The organism is Bacteroides sp. 3_1_13, assembly GCF_001185845.1.
Taxonomy (GTDB): Bacteria; Bacteroidota; Bacteroidia; order Bacteroidales; family Bacteroidaceae; genus Bacteroides; species Bacteroides xylanisolvens.
In genome coordinates, this window is the sequence record NZ_KQ236955.1 from 2,209,908 (window position 1) to 2,227,511 (window position 17,604).

12 protein-coding genes and 1 tRNA gene are annotated in these 17,604 nt (G+C 44.6%); 6 read left to right on the forward strand and 7 right to left on the reverse strand.

Features of this window, described 5'->3' with window-relative positions:
- Positions 1–6: 6 nt before the first annotated feature.
- Positions 7–1,953 (forward strand): glycoside hydrolase family 97 protein, encoded by a 1,947-nt coding sequence (locus tag HMPREF9009_RS07940; protein WP_049701846.1) that lies wholly within the window; start codon positions 7–9, stop codon positions 1,951–1,953.
- 407 nt (positions 1,954–2,360) lie between these two features.
- On the opposite strand, the gene HMPREF9009_RS07945 is transcribed toward HMPREF9009_RS07940, so the two are convergent.
- The 4 genes from HMPREF9009_RS07945 to HMPREF9009_RS07960 all read right to left on the reverse strand — a co-directional run bounded on the left by HMPREF9009_RS07945 (position 2,361) and on the right by HMPREF9009_RS07960 (position 9,580).
- Entirely contained in the window at positions 2,361–3,155 is a 795-nt protein-coding gene (locus HMPREF9009_RS07945; protein WP_004311025.1) for a LytR/AlgR family response regulator transcription factor, read from the reverse strand.
- 5 nt (positions 3,156–3,160) lie between these two features.
- A complete protein-coding gene (locus HMPREF9009_RS07950; RefSeq protein WP_049701847.1) occupies positions 3,161–4,228 on the reverse strand; it encodes a sensor histidine kinase in 1,068 nt (355 codons plus the stop codon).
- A gap of 70 nt (positions 4,229–4,298) precedes the next feature.
- Entirely contained in the window at positions 4,299–5,192 is an 894-nt protein-coding gene (locus tag HMPREF9009_RS07955) for an efflux RND transporter periplasmic adaptor subunit (RefSeq protein WP_049701848.1), read from the reverse strand.
- Between the two features lie 62 nt (positions 5,193–5,254).
- On the reverse strand, positions 5,255–9,580 hold the full coding sequence (locus HMPREF9009_RS07960; protein WP_049701849.1) for a CusA/CzcA family heavy metal efflux RND transporter: 4,326 nt from the start codon (positions 9,578–9,580) through the stop codon (positions 5,255–5,257).
- 210 nt (positions 9,581–9,790) lie between these two features.
- Between HMPREF9009_RS07960 and HMPREF9009_RS07965 the strand changes: the two genes are divergently transcribed.
- Entirely contained in the window at positions 9,791–10,333 is a 543-nt protein-coding gene (locus tag HMPREF9009_RS07965; protein WP_049701850.1) for a glutathione peroxidase, read from the forward strand.
- Here the strand turns inward: HMPREF9009_RS07965 and HMPREF9009_RS07970 are convergent.
- The 3 genes from HMPREF9009_RS07970 to HMPREF9009_RS07980 form a co-directional block, all read right to left on the reverse strand.
- Complete coding sequence (locus tag HMPREF9009_RS07970) at positions 10,311–10,829, reverse strand: NUDIX hydrolase (RefSeq protein ID WP_004323622.1); 519 nt, start codon at positions 10,827–10,829, stop codon at positions 10,311–10,313. The genes HMPREF9009_RS07965 and HMPREF9009_RS07970 overlap by 23 nt on opposite strands.
- A gap of 44 nt (positions 10,830–10,873) precedes the next feature.
- Positions 10,874–12,094 (reverse strand): S-adenosylmethionine:tRNA ribosyltransferase-isomerase, encoded by a 1,221-nt coding sequence (locus tag HMPREF9009_RS07975; protein ID WP_004314598.1) that lies wholly within the window; start codon positions 12,092–12,094, stop codon positions 10,874–10,876.
- Between the two features lie 57 nt (positions 12,095–12,151).
- A tRNA-Pro gene (locus HMPREF9009_RS07980) sits at positions 12,152–12,226 on the reverse strand.
- Between the two features lie 463 nt (positions 12,227–12,689).
- On the opposite strand from HMPREF9009_RS07980, the gene HMPREF9009_RS07985 reads away from it, so the two are divergent.
- The 4 genes from HMPREF9009_RS07985 to mobV all read left to right on the forward strand — a co-directional run bounded on the left by HMPREF9009_RS07985 (position 12,690) and on the right by mobV (position 17,598).
- Complete coding sequence (locus tag HMPREF9009_RS07985) at positions 12,690–13,559, forward strand: helix-turn-helix domain-containing protein (protein WP_004314597.1); 870 nt, start codon at positions 12,690–12,692, stop codon at positions 13,557–13,559.
- Positions 13,560–13,945: 386 nt separating this feature from the next.
- Complete coding sequence (locus HMPREF9009_RS07990; RefSeq protein WP_049701851.1) at positions 13,946–15,178, forward strand: site-specific integrase; 1,233 nt, start codon at positions 13,946–13,948, stop codon at positions 15,176–15,178.
- Positions 15,179–15,199: 21 nt separating this feature from the next.
- Positions 15,200–15,592 carry a hypothetical protein gene (locus tag HMPREF9009_RS07995; protein WP_049701852.1) on the forward strand — a complete coding sequence of 131 codons (393 nt, stop codon included), beginning with the start codon at positions 15,200–15,202 and terminating at the stop codon, positions 15,590–15,592.
- Between the two features lie 638 nt (positions 15,593–16,230).
- Positions 16,231–17,598 carry a MobV family relaxase gene (gene mobV, locus HMPREF9009_RS08005; protein WP_049702299.1) on the forward strand — a complete coding sequence of 456 codons (1,368 nt, stop codon included), beginning with the start codon at positions 16,231–16,233 and terminating at the stop codon, positions 17,596–17,598.
- The last annotated feature ends 6 nt before the right edge of the window (positions 17,599–17,604 follow it).

Here is a 17,604-nt window from a genome sequence, read left to right on the forward strand (position 1 = left end):
TAAATCATGAGAAGATATTTCCTGTTAGTTGTGTGTTTGTGCTTGGCATCACTACTTCGTGCACAGAATAAGTTAGAGTTAATTTCTCCCAATGGAGAGCTGAAAGTGTCCTTGAATCTCTCGGATAAAATCTATTATAGTATAGATTATAACGGAGATGTATTGTTGAAAGACAATTCCCTTCAGTTGACATTGAGGAATCAGGTGTTGGGACAAAATCCCAAACTGCGCCGTCAGAAACGTACGAGTGTCGACGAGCAATTAACTCCTATTGTTCCTTTGAAATATGCGAAAGTCAATAATCGTTATAATCAATTGCTACTGACCTTTAAAGATTATTCAGTAGAATTCCGTGCTTTTGACGATGGAGTTGCTTACCGGTTTATTACCTCACAAAAAGGTGATGTTGAAGTAATGAACGAAGAGTTTGCTATCAACTTCCCGTCGGATTATCTTCTTCACTTGCAACAACCGGGAGGCTTCCATACAGCTTATGAGGAACCTTACACACATGTTCAAAGTAATGCGTGGAAGCCTGAAGAACGGATAGCTGTTTTGCCGGTATTGATTGACACACAAAAAGACTATAAAATATTAATCAGCGAGTCGGATCTGGCTGATTATCCATGTATGTTTCTCAAAGGAACGGGCACGAACGGAGCAATTTCTGTTTTTCCTAAAGCTCCGCTTGCGTTTGCTGAAAACAGTGATCGTAGCGTGAAGATTACTCAAGAAGCTGATTACATTGCTAAAACAAAAGGTACGAGAAATTATCCTTGGCGTTACTTTGTGATAAGTAAAAATGATAAGCAGTTGATTGAGAATACAATGACTTATAAACTGGCTGAAAAGAATCAACTTCAGGATGTTTCATGGATTAAGCCGGGACAGGTGAGCTGGGAATGGTGGAATGACGCTTCTCCTTACGGACCGGATGTGAATTTTGTTTCCGGTTATAACTTGGATACTTATGAGTATTACATTGATTTTGCTTCTAAATTTGGTATTCCATATATCATTATGGATGAAGGCTGGGCTAAAAGTACACGTGATCCTTATACGCCTAATCCCAAAGTAGACTTGCACGAGTTGATCCGTTATGGCAAAGAAAAAAATGTAGGGATTGTGCTTTGGTTGACGTGGTTGACGGTAGAAAACAATTTTGATCTCTTCAAGACTTTCAATGAATGGGGAGTAAAAGGACTTAAGATTGATTTTATGGACAGAAGCGATCAGTGGATGGTCAACTATTACGAACGGGTAGCCCGGGAAGCAGCCAAACATCATTTGTTTGTCGATTTTCATGGCTCTTTCAAACCTGCCGGACTGGAATATAAATATCCGAATGTATTGTCTTACGAAGGAGTGCGTGGCATGGAACAAATGGGCGGTTGTTATCCGGATAATAGTCTGTATTTACCGTTTATGCGTAATGCTGTCGGTCCGATGGATTATACTCCCGGAGCGATGATTAGTATGCAGCCTAATGTATATCGGTCGGAACGTCCTAATGCTGCAAGTATCGGAACACGTGCTTATCAGTTGGCACTCTTTGTGGTTTTTGAAAGTGGCCTGCAGATGTTGGCGGATAATCCTACTCTTTATTATCGTAATGAAGATTGTACCCGTTTCATCACACAAGTTCCCGTAACGTGGGACGAGACTGTGGCACTGGAAGCTAAAGCGGGTGAATATGTCATTGTAGCAAAACGGAAAGGTGATAAGTGGTTTATAGGAGGAATGACTAACAATGGTGAAAAGGAACGTGAGTTTACCATAAAGTTAGATTTCTTGAATAAAGATCGCTCTTATCAAATGACATCTTTTGAGGATGGTATCAACGCAGGACGTCAGGCGATGGATTATCGTTGCAAGTCATCCCAAGTGAAAGCCGGGGAGCAGCTAACTATAAAGATGGTTAGAAATGGTGGCTTTGCAGCTGTCATTGAATGATGGCACATATTCTAACTTTCCATACGTAAAAATGGAAATCATCTTTCAATCTATCACCATCCTTCTGAAACGCATTGTTCATCGAGCTTTCAGGGTGGTGATAGATTGTTCTCCACCTGTCACCTAATCATTCATCTATCACCGTTTGAAATGAACATGCCTGCATATAAATATAAGCTTGTATGTAAATAGAAGTTTCAACAGGGGATACCTTTAGTTTCAAGGCGGGAAACTTTAGTTTCCATTAGGGGAAACTGCAGTTTCAGAGGCTTGAAACTAAAGTTTCCTCGGTGAGAAACAAAGTGTTTCATGCCGTGAAACTGCTTGTTTCAAGCGTTGAAACCAATCGTTTCACGGCATGAAACACTTTGTTTTGCTATTTGTTCTAAGAAGGCAATGTCTCGGAATCAACGTTTTCTCTTAGAGAACCACTCTTTAAACTCTGCTACTCGGGCTTTGCTGACAAGTATTTTTTCTTTGATTCCTGAATAATACAAGTTGATGGACAGGCGGCTGTTGAACCATAAGTCAATATCTTTGATAGCTTCTCGCGAAATAAGATATTGGCGGTTAGCCCGAAAGAAAAGAGAAGGATTGAGACACTCCGTAAGTTCATCTAATGTTTGAGAAAAACAGTATTCGGTTTCATCGGTTAAGACTACTTTGACCTGACAGTCCTTAATATAAAACAATTGTATCATATCTACAGAAACGGGCAATAGTTTGTCTCCTTTGGTAGGAATAAGGAAATGACTTTTATAGTTTTCTTGCTTTTGGAGTGAATGTATTAGTTTCAGTAGCTCATTCTCCTGTTGTGGAAAAGGAAACTGGTGTTTGTCAGCAGCATCCTGTAAACCTTGGAGCTTATCGAAAGCGTGTTCTATGTCTTCCTTACCGATGGGTTTTAATAAGTAGTCGATGCTGTTTACTTTGAATGCACGTAACGCATATTCATCATAGGCAGTTGTAAAGATAATCGGACAAGTAATATTGATATGATTGAATATCTCGAAGGCGGAACCATCTGCCAGGTGAATATCCATGAATACCAGTTCCGGCATCGGATGAGAACTGAACCATTCGATAGTGGAACTGATACTATCCAGTATGGTCACGATTTCTCCATTCGGTTTTATTTCATTAAGCAGTGAAGTCAGGTTTCGTACTGCTGCTTTTTCGTCTTCTATAATGACAATCTTCATGGTGATTATTGTTCTAGTTGTGATTTTTCAATCAAAGGAATACAAACTGTAAACTCTCTGTCCTCCGTTATTTGTATATCCCGTTTAAACAAGAGCCTGTATCGCTTGGCAAGGTTGGCAAGTCCGATGCCGGTTCCGGAAGTTGCAGTCCATTTGGGCTGAATGTCGTTGCTGATAGACAAATTGCCGTTATCGTCCGTCGTGATATGAATGGTCAACGGCTTCCGGTTGCTGATTTCGTTGTGCTTTACTGCATTCTCAATCAACACTTGCACCGCCATTGGAGGGAGGAGATATTCTTCGTAGGCATTGCTTATCTGTATGTCGAATTGTAGATTGTTCTCAAAACGCATCTTTAATAGAAATATATAAGCGGAAACAAATTCCATTTCTTCCCGGAGACTGACACATTGTGACTCATTACTTTGCAAAGTATACCTTAGTACCCGGGAGAGTTCCTGAATGTAATCCTGCGCTTTATCTTGATTTTCGCGTACCAGCGAAAGCAGGGTATTCAGCGAGTTGAACAGCATGTGTGGGTTCAGCTGATTCTTCAGTACTTCATACTGATTGCGGAGATTCTCTGCCTGAAGCTGTTCGTTTTCAATAAGTACCAGTTGCTGCTTGAATATAAGATGAATGATGCAGCAGCTACTGGTGACGAGACATGCCACAATAAAATCCCGCAATGGATGCAAATAATGATGTACCATGGCATCGATGGCCGGAATATCAAATGTTCTGTGAAGGAAAACAAAAAACTGTCCTGACAAGTTACTCAATATCCATGTCACGATAAAGGAAAGCAAAATCTTTGTCCCTGTAATTTTAATGGAAGCCTGATTGAAATGAAACAAACGGGTATTGATGGCAAAAAGTAACAATAGCGACAGAAAGGTAAACAGGATTTCGTTTGCCACATCTATAAACTTCATCCCCGGGAATAAGGAATGACTTTCGAAACGGTCGAAAAGAGATACTGATTCAGGAAAATGAATCAGTACAGCAACCGCTAAGGAGATGATGACTGTGGAAAGTATATATTTATCTTTTTTTATTGCTTTGGCTATCATACAACAAAGATAGTGGTAAATTATGAGTTACCGGTTATAAAATGTCAATGCTGTTGTCAAAGTTGGTCAATTATTGTTTCTGAATGTGTGCCGTGACATACATACCGGGGCGGAATTGCACATTTTCCTCCTTGATGGAAGCATACACCTCGAGCGAACGATTGGTTTCGTCTACTTTTTGTCCGATGGAAATCACGATGCCGTGAAAAGTTTGTGTCCCCATTCCGTTTACACGAAACTGTACCGGGCTGCCGACTTGTATGTCTGCAAGATCTTTCTCGTAAGTAGTCAGGCAAAGCATCGGGCTGCTTTTATCGATAAGTTCGCAAAGTGCTTCTCCCGGATTGATATATTTGCCGATATTCATCGCTACATTAGCGGCATAACCACTAATGGGGGCTTTGACTTCCAGTAGCGGTTGTATTCCGTTCTTAAGTAATGTCTCCGTTTGAACGCCTAAAAGAGAAAGTTGTGCAGCAGCGGCGTCCTGGCGACTCTTCATGGAGAGAAAGTCCGCTTTACTTTGCTGGAATTTCTTTTGAGAAGCTGCTTGTTCGGCAGACAGATTTTTTTGCCGTTCGTATTCAGCTAAGAGATATTCGGTTTGTGCGTGACTGTCCAGATAAGTTTGTTGCAGGGTGATGAACTCCGGATTCTCTAACGTGGCGATTACACTGTTTGCAGCCACCCATTGCCCTGGAAGCAGAGAAGCCTTTTTTACAATGCCTCCCATGGTTAAAGCAATGGTTGCCTGACGTTGAGGAGGAAGAACGATTCGTCCGTTGAACGAAACCTGATTAGGCTTTGAGGTAGCTGAAGTGATGGCATCCACTTCGGGTTGTGCGATGGTATCTGCTATCGTTTCGGCAACGGGAATTGCGGCGGATTCGTTATTTGTAGTTTGCTGGTTTCCTTTGCAAGCCGTTAGAACTAGTAGAAGGATGGGATAAACTATCTTTTTCATATCTTATGTTTTATAATAATTATTCTGGGTGATGTATGTCATTCAATGTCTCGATCTTCCACCTACTTGAAAAGTTCATATTCCAGTGCAGCAATATTGTATTGGTAGACTGTTTCAATATAGCCTCTGCGTATCTCTCTGGCGGTGGTAATCGACTGTATATATTCGGCAATGCCTGTTTCGCTCTGCTGCAATTGCAGGTTGGCTGCCTTTGTCAGTTCGTCCGCTTCTTTCAAGGCAGAAGAGGTATAATATCGTAAACTTTCGTTGTATCTGCGGAGGGATGCTTCCAGTTCGAGTGTTTTATTTCTTAACTCCCGGATGTTGGCATCTGCCTGTATTTGCGCTGAAGTGGCAGTTAGCCGTGCCTGCTTCACTTTGCTCTTTTGTGGCAGGAAGTAGATGGGGAAAGAAACCCCGATCATCCAGGCATTCAGATTCTTAAGTGGGAGAATGTCCTGACGGGTATACCCCACACTGATTTCAGGAAAGAAATGGCTCTGCTCTACACGGAGCATTGCTTTCGCTTCATCTGCCTGGCTTTGAAAGTAGGCAGTATGTGCTCCCGACAGGTTTCCATCCGAAATGCCGGTATAGAATAAGGATAAAGTGGAATCCACCGGAACAATGGGATCGTTGGAGTAGCAACTCCATTGGAAACGTGCCAATGCCATTTTCTCTTCTTCTTTTGCTTGGAACCAGCGGTTATGCAGATCGGCAGCTATGGTGGTCATCATATTTTTCTCTAGCAAGGTGATCTCTCCTTGTTGGTATCGTAATTCTCCGATGCGCTGCAGTTCTTCTGCCATTTTATCCTGATCCCGATACATTGAACAGAGATTAGTGGCATATTGGTAGTAGGCCCACGCCCTTTTCACTTCTGCTGTGATTTCTTTCTCTACCATCTGCCGATAATAGGTGTTCGTTTTTACCTGACGGTTGACTAACGCATTCTTGTAGAATGGCGTTAGAAGGGAGCCCAGACTTTGCTCGAAAGCCAGTTCCTTGTCTTTTTTGTTTTCTCCGTTAAGTTGACCCCAGGAATAGCTGAACGAGGTAGGCGTTGCTTCTATCACTTCTCCGCGAGTGGCTTTGGCTTGTTGAATAGCATTATTGGCTATTTTCAGGCGAGGATGATTTTGTTTGGCTATTTCTATCGCCTGTTCGAGACTGATTGTTTGTGTCTGTTGAGCGGAAACGAACGCGGGAAGAAACAAGAACAGGAGACACAATCCCCCGAAAGGCCAGCGCAGTTTGATTCCCGGACGTCTCCAGGTAGCAAATGAATTTACAATTTTGTAAAACACCGGAATGATGAGTAAAGTCAGTACGGTAGAAATAATCAAGCCACCGATGACCACTGTTGCCAACGGACGTTGTACTTCTGCGCCGGCTGAAGTGGCTATTGCCATCGGGACGAATCCCAGAGATGCAACCAGTCCTGTCAGGAATACAGGACGGAGCAAGTGTGGAGTCCCTCTTTTGATAATCTGGTTTGTAGTCATGGAATAGGTATTTTGTTTACGAAGTTTGTTGAAGTGATTTACCATCAGGATACCATTCAATACTGCCACCCCGAACAAAGCGATGAATCCTACTCCGGCCGATATGCTAAACGGAAGTCCGCGTAGCCAAAGTGCGGCGATACCACCGATGAGCGATAGGGGGACGGTTGAGAATACCATCAGGGTATAGGTGATGTTCTTGAATGCGAAGAACAGAATCAATAGAATGAGCATTAATGCTACGGGGATGACCACCAGTAAGGTATTGATGGCATTTTGCAAGTTTTCGAACTGGCCGCCGTATTCGAAGTAATATCCCGGCTTCAGTTTGATGTTCTTGTTCAATGTCTCTTGAATATTGGCGACAACTTGCTGGATGTCTGCGTCACGCACATTGACACCGATGACGATGCGCCGTTTGGTTGCATCCCGGTTGATTTGCAGTGGTCCACTGACAAGGTCGATGCTTGCTACCTCTCCAACAGGGATTTGAATTCCTTCCGAAGTGCGTACAAACAACTTATCAAGATTCAAGTCGGCCACTTTCTCCTGGTCAAGCCGGACCACGAGATCGAATCTCCGCTCGTTTTCAAAGATTACACCTGCTGACTCTCCGGCATAGGCAGTTCGGATAATGGTGTTAAGCTCTTGTATGTTGATGCCGTAACGGGCTATTTTGCCACGGTTGTATTTCACTACTAATTGGGGTAATCCCATCGTCTGCTCAACGATGACATCCGCTGCTCCCGGCACTTTTTCTACAAAGGTAGCTGCTTCTTTGGCTCTTTCATATAATTCGTGCGTGTCTTCTCCATATAATTTGATGGCAATATCTGCTTTTGCTCCCGTCATCAGCTCGTTGAAGCGAAGCTGTATCGGTTGCGAGAAGTTGAATTCGGCGCGTTCGGAGAGCGGAGCAAGTGCGTCTTTCATTTTATCCACCATTTCTGCACGGCTTCCGGCACTTGTCCATTCTTTAAATGGTTTCATGATAATCATCACATCGGCATCTTCCACCGCCATCGGGTCAGTGGGAACTTCCGCCGTTCCTATTTTGGCTACAACATGTTTGATTTCAGGGAATTTATCCATTAATGCTTTCTCTGCCAAGCGGGATACTTCGATACTTTCGGTCAGCGAACTTCCTGCGGGTAGTGTCATTTGCATGGCAAAATCTCCTTCGTCCAAAGTAGGAATGAATTCTGCTCCCAGGCGGGTAAAGAGAAAAAGTGAACCGATCAGCGCAGAGAAGGCTACGATGACGGTACGCCATTTGTAACGAAGACAGGCGCGCAGGGTGTGCTGGTAGATCTTGTTCAGTTTCTCGAAGAAGCGGTCGGCAAGGGTGGGTTTCACAACAATGGTATGCTTCAGAAAGAGGGAGGCCATCATAGGAACATAAGTCAGTGAAAGAATTAAGGCTCCGATAATGCAGAACACAAGTGTTTTGGCCATGGGGGTGAAGTATTTCCCTTCAATCCCGTTCAATGTAAGGATGGGGAAGAAGACGATAAGGATAATTAATACAGCAAAGGTGGCGGAACGTGCAACGCCGGAAGCTCCTTTTTCCACTTCTTTGTCCATCTCTTTGCGGGTCAGTGTGCGGCCTCGGAATTGTTTTCCGTAAATGTGGGCGAGGATACCTTCCAAGATAACGATAGAGCCATCTACTACAATACCAAAGTCAATGGCACCGAGACTCATTAGATTGGCGGTGACATTGAATACACGCATCATGATAAAAGCGAAGAGCATTGCCAGCGGGATGACGGATGCTACAATCAGTCCGGCACGGAGGTTGCCGAGGAAGAGGATGAGTACAAGGAAGACGATAACCGCTCCTTCAATCAGGTTGTTGACAACCGTAGAGATGTTTCGGTTTACCAGTTCCGAACGGTTCAAGTAAGGTTCTATACTGACTCCTTCGGGTAATAGCTGCTGTATTTTTTCTACCCGTTTTTCGAGTTCTTGAGTCACTACATTTGCGTTGGCACCTTTCAGCATCATGGCAATTCCGCCGACACACTCGCCCTCACCATCCTTTGTCATGGCACCGAAACGCTTTGGAGAACCGAAGCGGACAACTCCTACATCACTGATATGTACCGGAATCCCATTCCGGTTGGTCACTACAATCTGTTCAATATCCTTGATGCGGGTAATCATACCTTCCGACCGGATATAGTAGGCGTTCTTTATCTTTTCAATGTAGCTTCCGCCGGTATTTTGGTTGTTGCTGCTAAGTGCTTCGAACACCTCGCCGATAGTGATATTCAAAGAAAACAGGGCGTCCGGATCGACGGCTACTTCATATTGTTTCAGGTAACCGCCGAAACTATTGATTTCTACTATACCGGGTATACCGGACAACTGACGTTTCACCATCCAGTCTTGAATGGTGCGGAGTTCCATTGCGTCATATTTCTTCTCATATCCGGGAGCTACCTTCAATATATACTGGTAAATCTCTCCCAAACCGGTGGTGATGGGCATCATTTCCGGTGTTCCGAGTTCGGAGGGAATCTCGCTTGTTACGCTTTGTATTTGTTCATTTATCAACTGCCGTGCATCGAGTGTGGGGACACTTTCTTTAAAAACGACCGTTACGACCGATAACCCGAAGCGGCTGACAGAACGGATATCTTCGACATTCATAATATTGCTCATCGCTATTTCGATAGGCATAGTGATGAGTTGTTCCACCTCTTGTGGCGCGAGTGTAGGGGATACGGTCACTATTTGTACCTGATTATTGGTAATGTCGGGCACGGCATCAATAGGTAGTGTCAGCATCGCATAGATACCTCCGATAAACAGGAAGAGAGTAGTGAGTCCTACAAATAGTTTCTTCTTGATTGAAAAACGTACAATAGCTGTAAACATGACTTTCGTTGTATTATTATTTCACGATACAAAATTACTACCTATCTTCATCCGTTATCACTAAGAATAAATGAAGCGGAAAGATTGTGGGGTGAAGTGACGGATTTGGGAATTGAAAGATGTAAAATCATAGTTCTTGTTTCACTGCTGAACAAACATTTCTTTCAGTTTACTCGTTTAATATAAAAACAAACTAAATGTATATTCAGCATGAAAACATTCGTCTTGATGATGGTAAGCCTGTTGTTTGCAATTTCTTCGGAAGCGCAAAACAAGTCTTTTTATGATTTTACAGTGAAAACTATTGATGGTAAGGACTTTCCTCTTTCTTCACTGAAAGGTAAGAAAGTGCTGGTAGTCAACGTGGCATCTAAGTGTGGGCTGACGCCCCAGTATGCTCAACTGGAGAAACTATATGAGAAATATAAAGAAAAAGATTTTGTTGTTATCGGTTTTCCGGCGAATAACTTTATGGGACAAGAGCCGGGTAGTAATGAGGAAATAGCCAAGTTCTGTTCTTTGAACTATGATGTTACTTTTCCAATGATGGCTAAGATTTCCGTTAAAGGAAAAGATATGGCTCCTCTTTACCAATGGTTGACGGAGAAAAAACAGAATGGGAAAGAAAACGCACCGGTTCAGTGGAACTTTCAGAAGTTTATGATTGATGAGAACGGAAATTGGGCGGGAGTTGTGTCTCCGAAAGAAAGTCCGTTCTCTGAAAAGATTATTACTTGGATAGAGAAGGAATAAGAGAGACTTTTTTCAGCTCTTCTTCGAAGTTGGGAGTGAAGATTCCTTTACCCAGATTTTCTTTTATTTCTTCGATCTTCCAAAATCGTCCACCGTCCAGTTCGTCGCTGGGATGGATTTCTTCCTCATAAACGGTTTTGTGGACAAAAACAAGCTCTTTTTCACGGCTGGATTCAAAAACATAACTGGTGAGAAGCTCGGGGGTGAAGTCTGTGATGCCTAATTCTTCACGGACTTCTCTCTTTAGGGCGATTTCTACGCTTTCGCCCAAATCAATATGTCCGCCCACAGCCGTATCCCATTTCCCCGGTTGAATGTCTTTCCATTCGGGGCGTTTCTGTAAGTAGATGTCTCCTTGGGCATTGAATACGTGAAGGTGAACTACCGGATGAAGCAGTTTGCTACCGCTGTGACATTCTCCGCGAGTGGCGGCTCCGGTGATATTTCCCTGTTCGTCTACGATAGGGAACATTTCCTGGTTATTATCGCTTGGCATAGTGTCTTTTATATTGGGTGAAATCTTACGGAGAGGAGAATATCTTATGGTATTAATAAAGAAGAATCTCCATAACTTAGGAATCGGAAATCATGCGCCAGTGCATAATCATAAATTGTGCGCCAATTCCCTTTTACAAAAGCTGAAACTAAAAGCAGCAAGGTACTTTGCGGCTGATGGAAATTAGTAACCATCGCTTTCACTATTTTATAATTGTATCCCGGTGCTATGATAATCTGTGTACTGGTGTGAAGGGTTTCCAAACCATTCCTGTCGAGATATCCTAATATCTTTTGCAACGCAACAACGGGAGGAATCTGGTCGTACTTTTCATAAGGCTGCCATTGTTTGACACGTAGTTCTTCTTCCGTAGCATACGGATTTTCAGCCAATGTAACTCCAATGTGATACAGGCTTTCCAGAGTCCGTACAGAAGTAGTCCCTACTGCAATAGCACAACCGTCGTGGTCAATCAGTTTTTTGATGGTACTCCGATTGACCGATATATATTCCGTGTGCATCTCGTGACCTTCGATTTCTTCACTTTTTACAGGTTTGAATGTGCCTGCTCCTACGTGTAGAGTTAATTCTTCAAGATCGATGCCTTTCTCTTGAAGTGCATCCAATACTCGTGGAGTGAAATGTAATCCCGCCGTAGGCGCAGCTACCGAACCTTTAATCTTAGAATAAACAGTCTGATAAGTTTCCTTGTCACTTTCTTCCGTATCCCGGTTCAAGTAAGGAGGAATAGGAAGCTCTCCGAATACTTCAAGGATATCGGCAAACGTCACTTCTGGATTATCCCATGCAAAATCTACCCAATGGCTGGTTCCTTTACATTCTCCTCGGGTAGCGGTCAAGGTAATAGGGAATCCTTTGACGGTCATTTCGCGTTTCAACTGTCCGTCTTTCCATTTCTTCAGATTGCCGATCATGCAAAGCCAGGCGGCATGTGCTGTCTGTTGGAAATTCAAGACATAATCGTTTGGCTGGATCGGTTCAAGACAAAACACTTCGATCAGTGCTCCCGTCTCTTTTCGAAAATGGAGGCGCGCCTGAATGACTTTTGTATTATTGAATATCATCAGACTGCCTTGCAGCAGATATTCCGGCAAAGAAGTGAAAACATCTTCACTGATTTCTCCACGACGGTATATTAAGAGTTTGGACTGGTCGCGGGTAGGCAACGGGAATTTAGCAATACGTTCATCCGGAAGAGGATAACTGTATTCACTGATATGGATATGTCTAGGATCTTCTTTCATTGTTTTCTAAAATAAAAAGAGGTTAGAACCCATTCGGTTTCTAACCTCTTTAACCAGTCGGGGTGACTGGATTCGAACCAGCGACCACACGCCCCCCAGACGCGTACTCTAACCGGGCTGAGCTACACCCCGAATTGCGGATGCAAAAGTACAGATTAATTTTTAATTAGCAAATAATCCGTTGATTTTTCTAGTATGAATTGTGCCGATTTATAGCTATTATTCTGATTATTAGTCTTTCTTGTGGTCATGCAAATCTTTATCTCAATGAGTTAGTAGTTCTTTTGATTGCCTCTTATGTGATATAAAAGTACATTTCTTTAATTTTGCTTGAATTAGAAAACAATCTACTTATTTTTCATTTGAAAGCATTAATCCTTTTCTTGTCCTAAAAACACTATAAAAACCAGGTCAGTCTATAATAAAACGAAATAGGAAAATGATAAATGAACTAACAATCAGAGAGTTTGTTTATAAATTAATGTAAATAAAAGGTGTTTGACTTCCTTAGTATGATACTATATTTCCATTTTTGGTGCGTGGTAAATTAGGAAGTTATACATTTGTAAAAAGACTTAGTTTAGAAAGGTGTTAAATGTTAGACATTAAAAATAGAGAGACATTAGAGATATACGTCCTGGGTGACGATTTTAAATTTTATCAAAATCTGAAGTATCTTCCTTTGACTTCTTATCCTTCTAATAATCAATCAGCTTTGATTATATATTGTTTAGGTGGAAAGGCCAAAATTACAGTGCATGAAGATGTACATTGGATACAACCGGAGGAATTGATTATATTATTACCCGGACAATTTGTCTCATTTAGTGAGCCAAGTGAAGATTTCTCGACCGTTACGATGGTTATATCTACTTCACTGTTTAGTGATGCGTTAAGTGGTGTGCCCAGATTTTCTCCGCATTTCTTTTTCTATATGCGGACTCATTACTGGTATCCGCAGACGGAACGCGATATTCCCCGGATGTATAATTATCTGGGTATGATAAAAGATAAAGTTACCTCTCAAGATATATATAGGCGTGAGCTGATTATTCATTTGTTGAGGTATCTGTATCTGGAACTGTTCAATGCTTATCAAAAGGAATCGACCTTGATGACTGCCCGCAGGGATACCCGTAAAGAAGAGTTGGCTAATAAATTCTTTGGGCTTATCATGAAGCATTTTAAGGAGAATAAGGATGTGGCTTTTTATGCGGATAAACTGTGTATTACTTCCAAATACCTGACTATGGTAATTAAGGAGACAAGCGGGAAGTCTGCTAAAGACTGGATTGTTGAATACATCATATTAGAAATCAAGGCTTTGTTGAAAAACACAAGCCTGAACATTCAGGAAATAGCGATTAAAACGAACTTTGCGAATCAATCGTCGCTTGGACGTTTTTTTAGAAAGCATACAGGAATGTCGCTTTCACAATATCGAATGAGTAACTTAGAACAATAGTGCGGACAATTGCCTCACAATAGGCAATAATATCTATAGGGATTGGGAAGAGAAAGGGAATGAAGTCTATTTCATTCCCTTTTACTATGTGGTATATCTGATGTAGGGATATTCCTAAAATAAACACATAGCGGATTTGCAAATTTGAGTAAAGCGTAGCGAATTAGCTGAAATAGCGTTCGTTACGCTATATTTTTCTCTTGGCGAAAAGCCAAAGAAAACCACGATACAGCCAAACGGTGCAGAAGTTCAGTTACCACCTCATTACCCCCGTAACGGGTGTGGATTTATTGCTAAATGGTTCTTTTTCTGCGATTTGCGTAATTCTACATAGCTGTCGGTAACTCACTATAAACTAATTTTGTAACCAAAAAAAGGAGTGAGTTATGCGAAGTACATTCAAGGTCTTATTTTACGTGAAGAAAGGCAGCGAGAAGCCTAACGGCAACCTGCCTTTGATGTGCCGCCTGACGGTGGACGGAGAGATTAAACAGTTCAGTTGCAAGATGGACGTTCCCCTGCGGTTGTGGGACGTGAAGAACAACCGTGCTTCGGGCAAGAGCGTCGAAGCGCAGAGAATCAACCTCGCGGTGGATAAAATCCGAGTGGAGGTAAACCGCCGCTACCAAGAACTGATGCAGACGGACGGGTATGTTACCGCCGCCAAGCTCAAAGACGCCTATCTCGGTATCGGCGTCAAGCAGGAAACCTTGCTGAAGCTCTTCGAGCAGCACAACGCCGAGTTCGCCAAGAAGGTCGGGCACAGCAGGGCGCAGGGGACATTCCGACGCTATCAGACGGTTTGCAGCCATATTCGGGAGTTTCTGCCCCATACCTACAAGCGTGAGGACATTCCGCTAAAGGAACTCAACCTCACGTTCATCAATGACTTCGAGTATTTCCTGCGCACGGAGAAGAAATGCCGCACCAATACCGTGTGGGGCTACATGATCGTGTTGAAACACGTCGTTTCCATAGCGAGGAACGACGGGCGTCTGACGTTCAATCCCTTTGCAGGGTACATCAACTCTCCCGAAAGCGTCGATAGGGGCTACCTTACCCAAAAGGAGATACAGACGCTCATGGACGCACCGATGAAGAACACCTGCCATGAACTCGTACGGGACTTGTTCGTCTTTTCCGTGTTCACGGGTTTGGCGTACTCGGACGTGAAGAACCTCACCGCCGACCGCCTGCAAACATTCTTCGACGGCAACCTGTGGATAATCACCCGACGGAAGAAAACCAATACCGAATCGAACATCCGTCTTTTGGACGTTCCCAAGCGTATCATCGAGAAATACAAGGGACTTGCAAGGGACGGTCATGTTTTTCCCGTTCCGAGCAACGGCAGTTGCAACAAGATACTCAAAGAGATAGGCAGACAATGCGGCTTCAAGGTTCGTTTGACCTACCATGTTGCTCGCCACACGAACGCCACGACCGTACTTTTGTCGCACGGCGTACCCATCGAAACGGTGAGCCGCCTGTTGGGGCACACGAACATCAAGACCACGCAGATATACGCCAAAATCACCGCCCAGAAGATAAGCCAAGACATGGAAACCTTGTCGCACAAGCTGGAGGAGATGGAGAAGAATATCTGCCGAGCCATTTAGTCACCTTAAAACAGCATACAGATGAAAGAAGAAAGGAACATCATCACGACAGATGAATACGGCAATATCTCCCTACCGACCGACATAGGCGCAACCGCCATGACCGAGTGGGAAATCTGCGAATTGTTCGGGGTTATCGCCCCGACGGTTCGGGCAGGGATAAAGGCACTCTGCAAGAGCGGGGTATTGAAAGAGTACGGCATCGAACGCCTTGTCCGCTTGTCGGACGGAAGCAGCATAGAGGTTTACGACCTCGAAACGATAGCCGCCCTCGCTTTCCGTGTCGAATCGTTCGGGGCGGCGAAAGTCCGCAAGGCATTATTAGATAGGATTATACACGGGCGAAAAGACAAAACGACGGTTATCGTGTCTGTCGTTGCCGACACCGAGCCGAGCCGCCGATGGATGGCGTAACGGTCTGTCGGTCGGGGTATCAGTCCGTAATACAGTCACACGGTCATACATTCATACGGTCATACGGTCACACCGTCACACGGACGGAAAGGGGCTGTTTCCCGACCGCAGGAAAGCGGAGCAGTCATTCCCGTTTACAAAGGCGAAGCAAGCACGGGGCTTTCCGTCGGCTGCAAGGTCGGGCGGCTACGCCGTTAGGGGAACAATCTCCACCCTCATGCTTCGGGTAGTATTCTTCCCCTAAACCTTGCATCCGACCGCCCCGAGCAAAGAAGCCTTTGAAAACGGAAACGACCGCCCCGCAGCCCACCACCGACCGAAAGGGAAAAATAATAAGGTGGGGTTCGGTATAGTCGGTAAAGCCAGCACAGCGAGCGCAGACAGCCAAGTACACAAAGCGGATTCAACCGCCGAGCCGATAAGACACGGGCAGACCGCCGGCACGCCGCAGGGTATTTACGGAGAAAATACCGTAGCTTATTAGGGAATTTTCCGAGCCGCAATACTCCGTATCGCTGAAAATTCCCCAATAAGGCAAGGGGCAAGCCCCTCTGCACACCCCGTCGGGGACGGCTCTTTGCCGCCCCCGAAGATACGAAGAATCATTGTTTCACAAGCTAAAAAAGAAAGGAATATATATGGGTTTCGTAGTATTGCACATGGAAAAGGCGCACGGTTCCGACAGCGGAACGACCGCCCACATAGAGCGTTTCATCATCCCGAAGAACGCAGACCCCACACGCACGCACCTGAACCGAAAACTCGTTACCTACCCCGACGGGATAAAAGACCGTTCGGCGGCTATCCGGAGAAGATTGGAAGAAGCGGGGCTGACACGCAAAATCGGAAATAACCAAGTACGGGCGATCCGAATCAACGTGTCGGGAACACACGAGGACATGGAACGCATCGAAAGGGAGGGGCGTTTGGACGAGTGGTGCGCCGACAATATGAAATACTTCGCCGACACGTTCGGAAAGGAGAACATCGTGGCGGCGCACCTGCATCGGGACGAGGAAACGCCGCACATACACGTCACGCTCGTCCCCATCGTCAAGGGAGAGCGCAAGCGCCGCAAAAGGGAGGAGCAGGCGAAGAAGCGATACCGCAAGAAGCCGACCGACACCGTGAGGCTGTGTGCCGACGATATTATGACACGATTGAAATTAAAGTCCTACCAAGACACCTACGCCGAGGCGATGGCGAAATACGGGCTGCAAAGAGGCATAGACGGTTCAAAGGCACGGCACAAGTCCACGCAGCAGTATTACAATGAAACGAAGAAACTCGCCGACAGCCTCAAAGCGGAGGTAGTGGATTTGCAACAGCAAAAAGAAACGGTGCAGGAGGAGCTAAGACGGGCGAAAAAAGAGATACAGACCGAGAAGCTGAAAGGGGCAGCCACCACCGCAGCCGCCAACATCGCCGAGAGCGTCGGTTCTCTTTTCGGCAGCAACAAGGTCAAGACGTTGGAGAGGGAGAATACCGCACTACATAGAGAGGTAGCCACGCACGGGGAAGCCATCGAAGCCCTGCAAGATAGAATACAGACCATGCAGGCAGACCACAGCCGACAAATGGCGGAAGTAGAGCAGAAGCACCGCAGGGAGATAGCGGACAAGGAAGCGAAACACAAGCAGGAAATATCGTTTCTGAAAACGGTAATCGCACGGGCGGCGGCATGGTTCCCCTATTTCCGTGAAATGCTCCGTATCGAAAACCTCTGCCGCCTTGTCGGGTTCAGCGACGGGCAGACAGCAACGCTCGTAAAGGGAAAGCCGTTGGAGTATGCAGGGGAACTCTATTCGGAGGAACACGGACGGAAATTCAAGACCGAAAAGGCAGGGGTTCAAGTGATGAAAGACCCCATGGACGGGACGAAACTGGTTCTTGCCATTGACCGAAAGCCCATTGCCGAATGGTTCAAGGAGCAGTTCAACAAGCTAAGGCAGAACATACACCGCCCCATGCAGCCGCAAAGGAAAGGCAGGGGAATGAAGATATAACCGTTT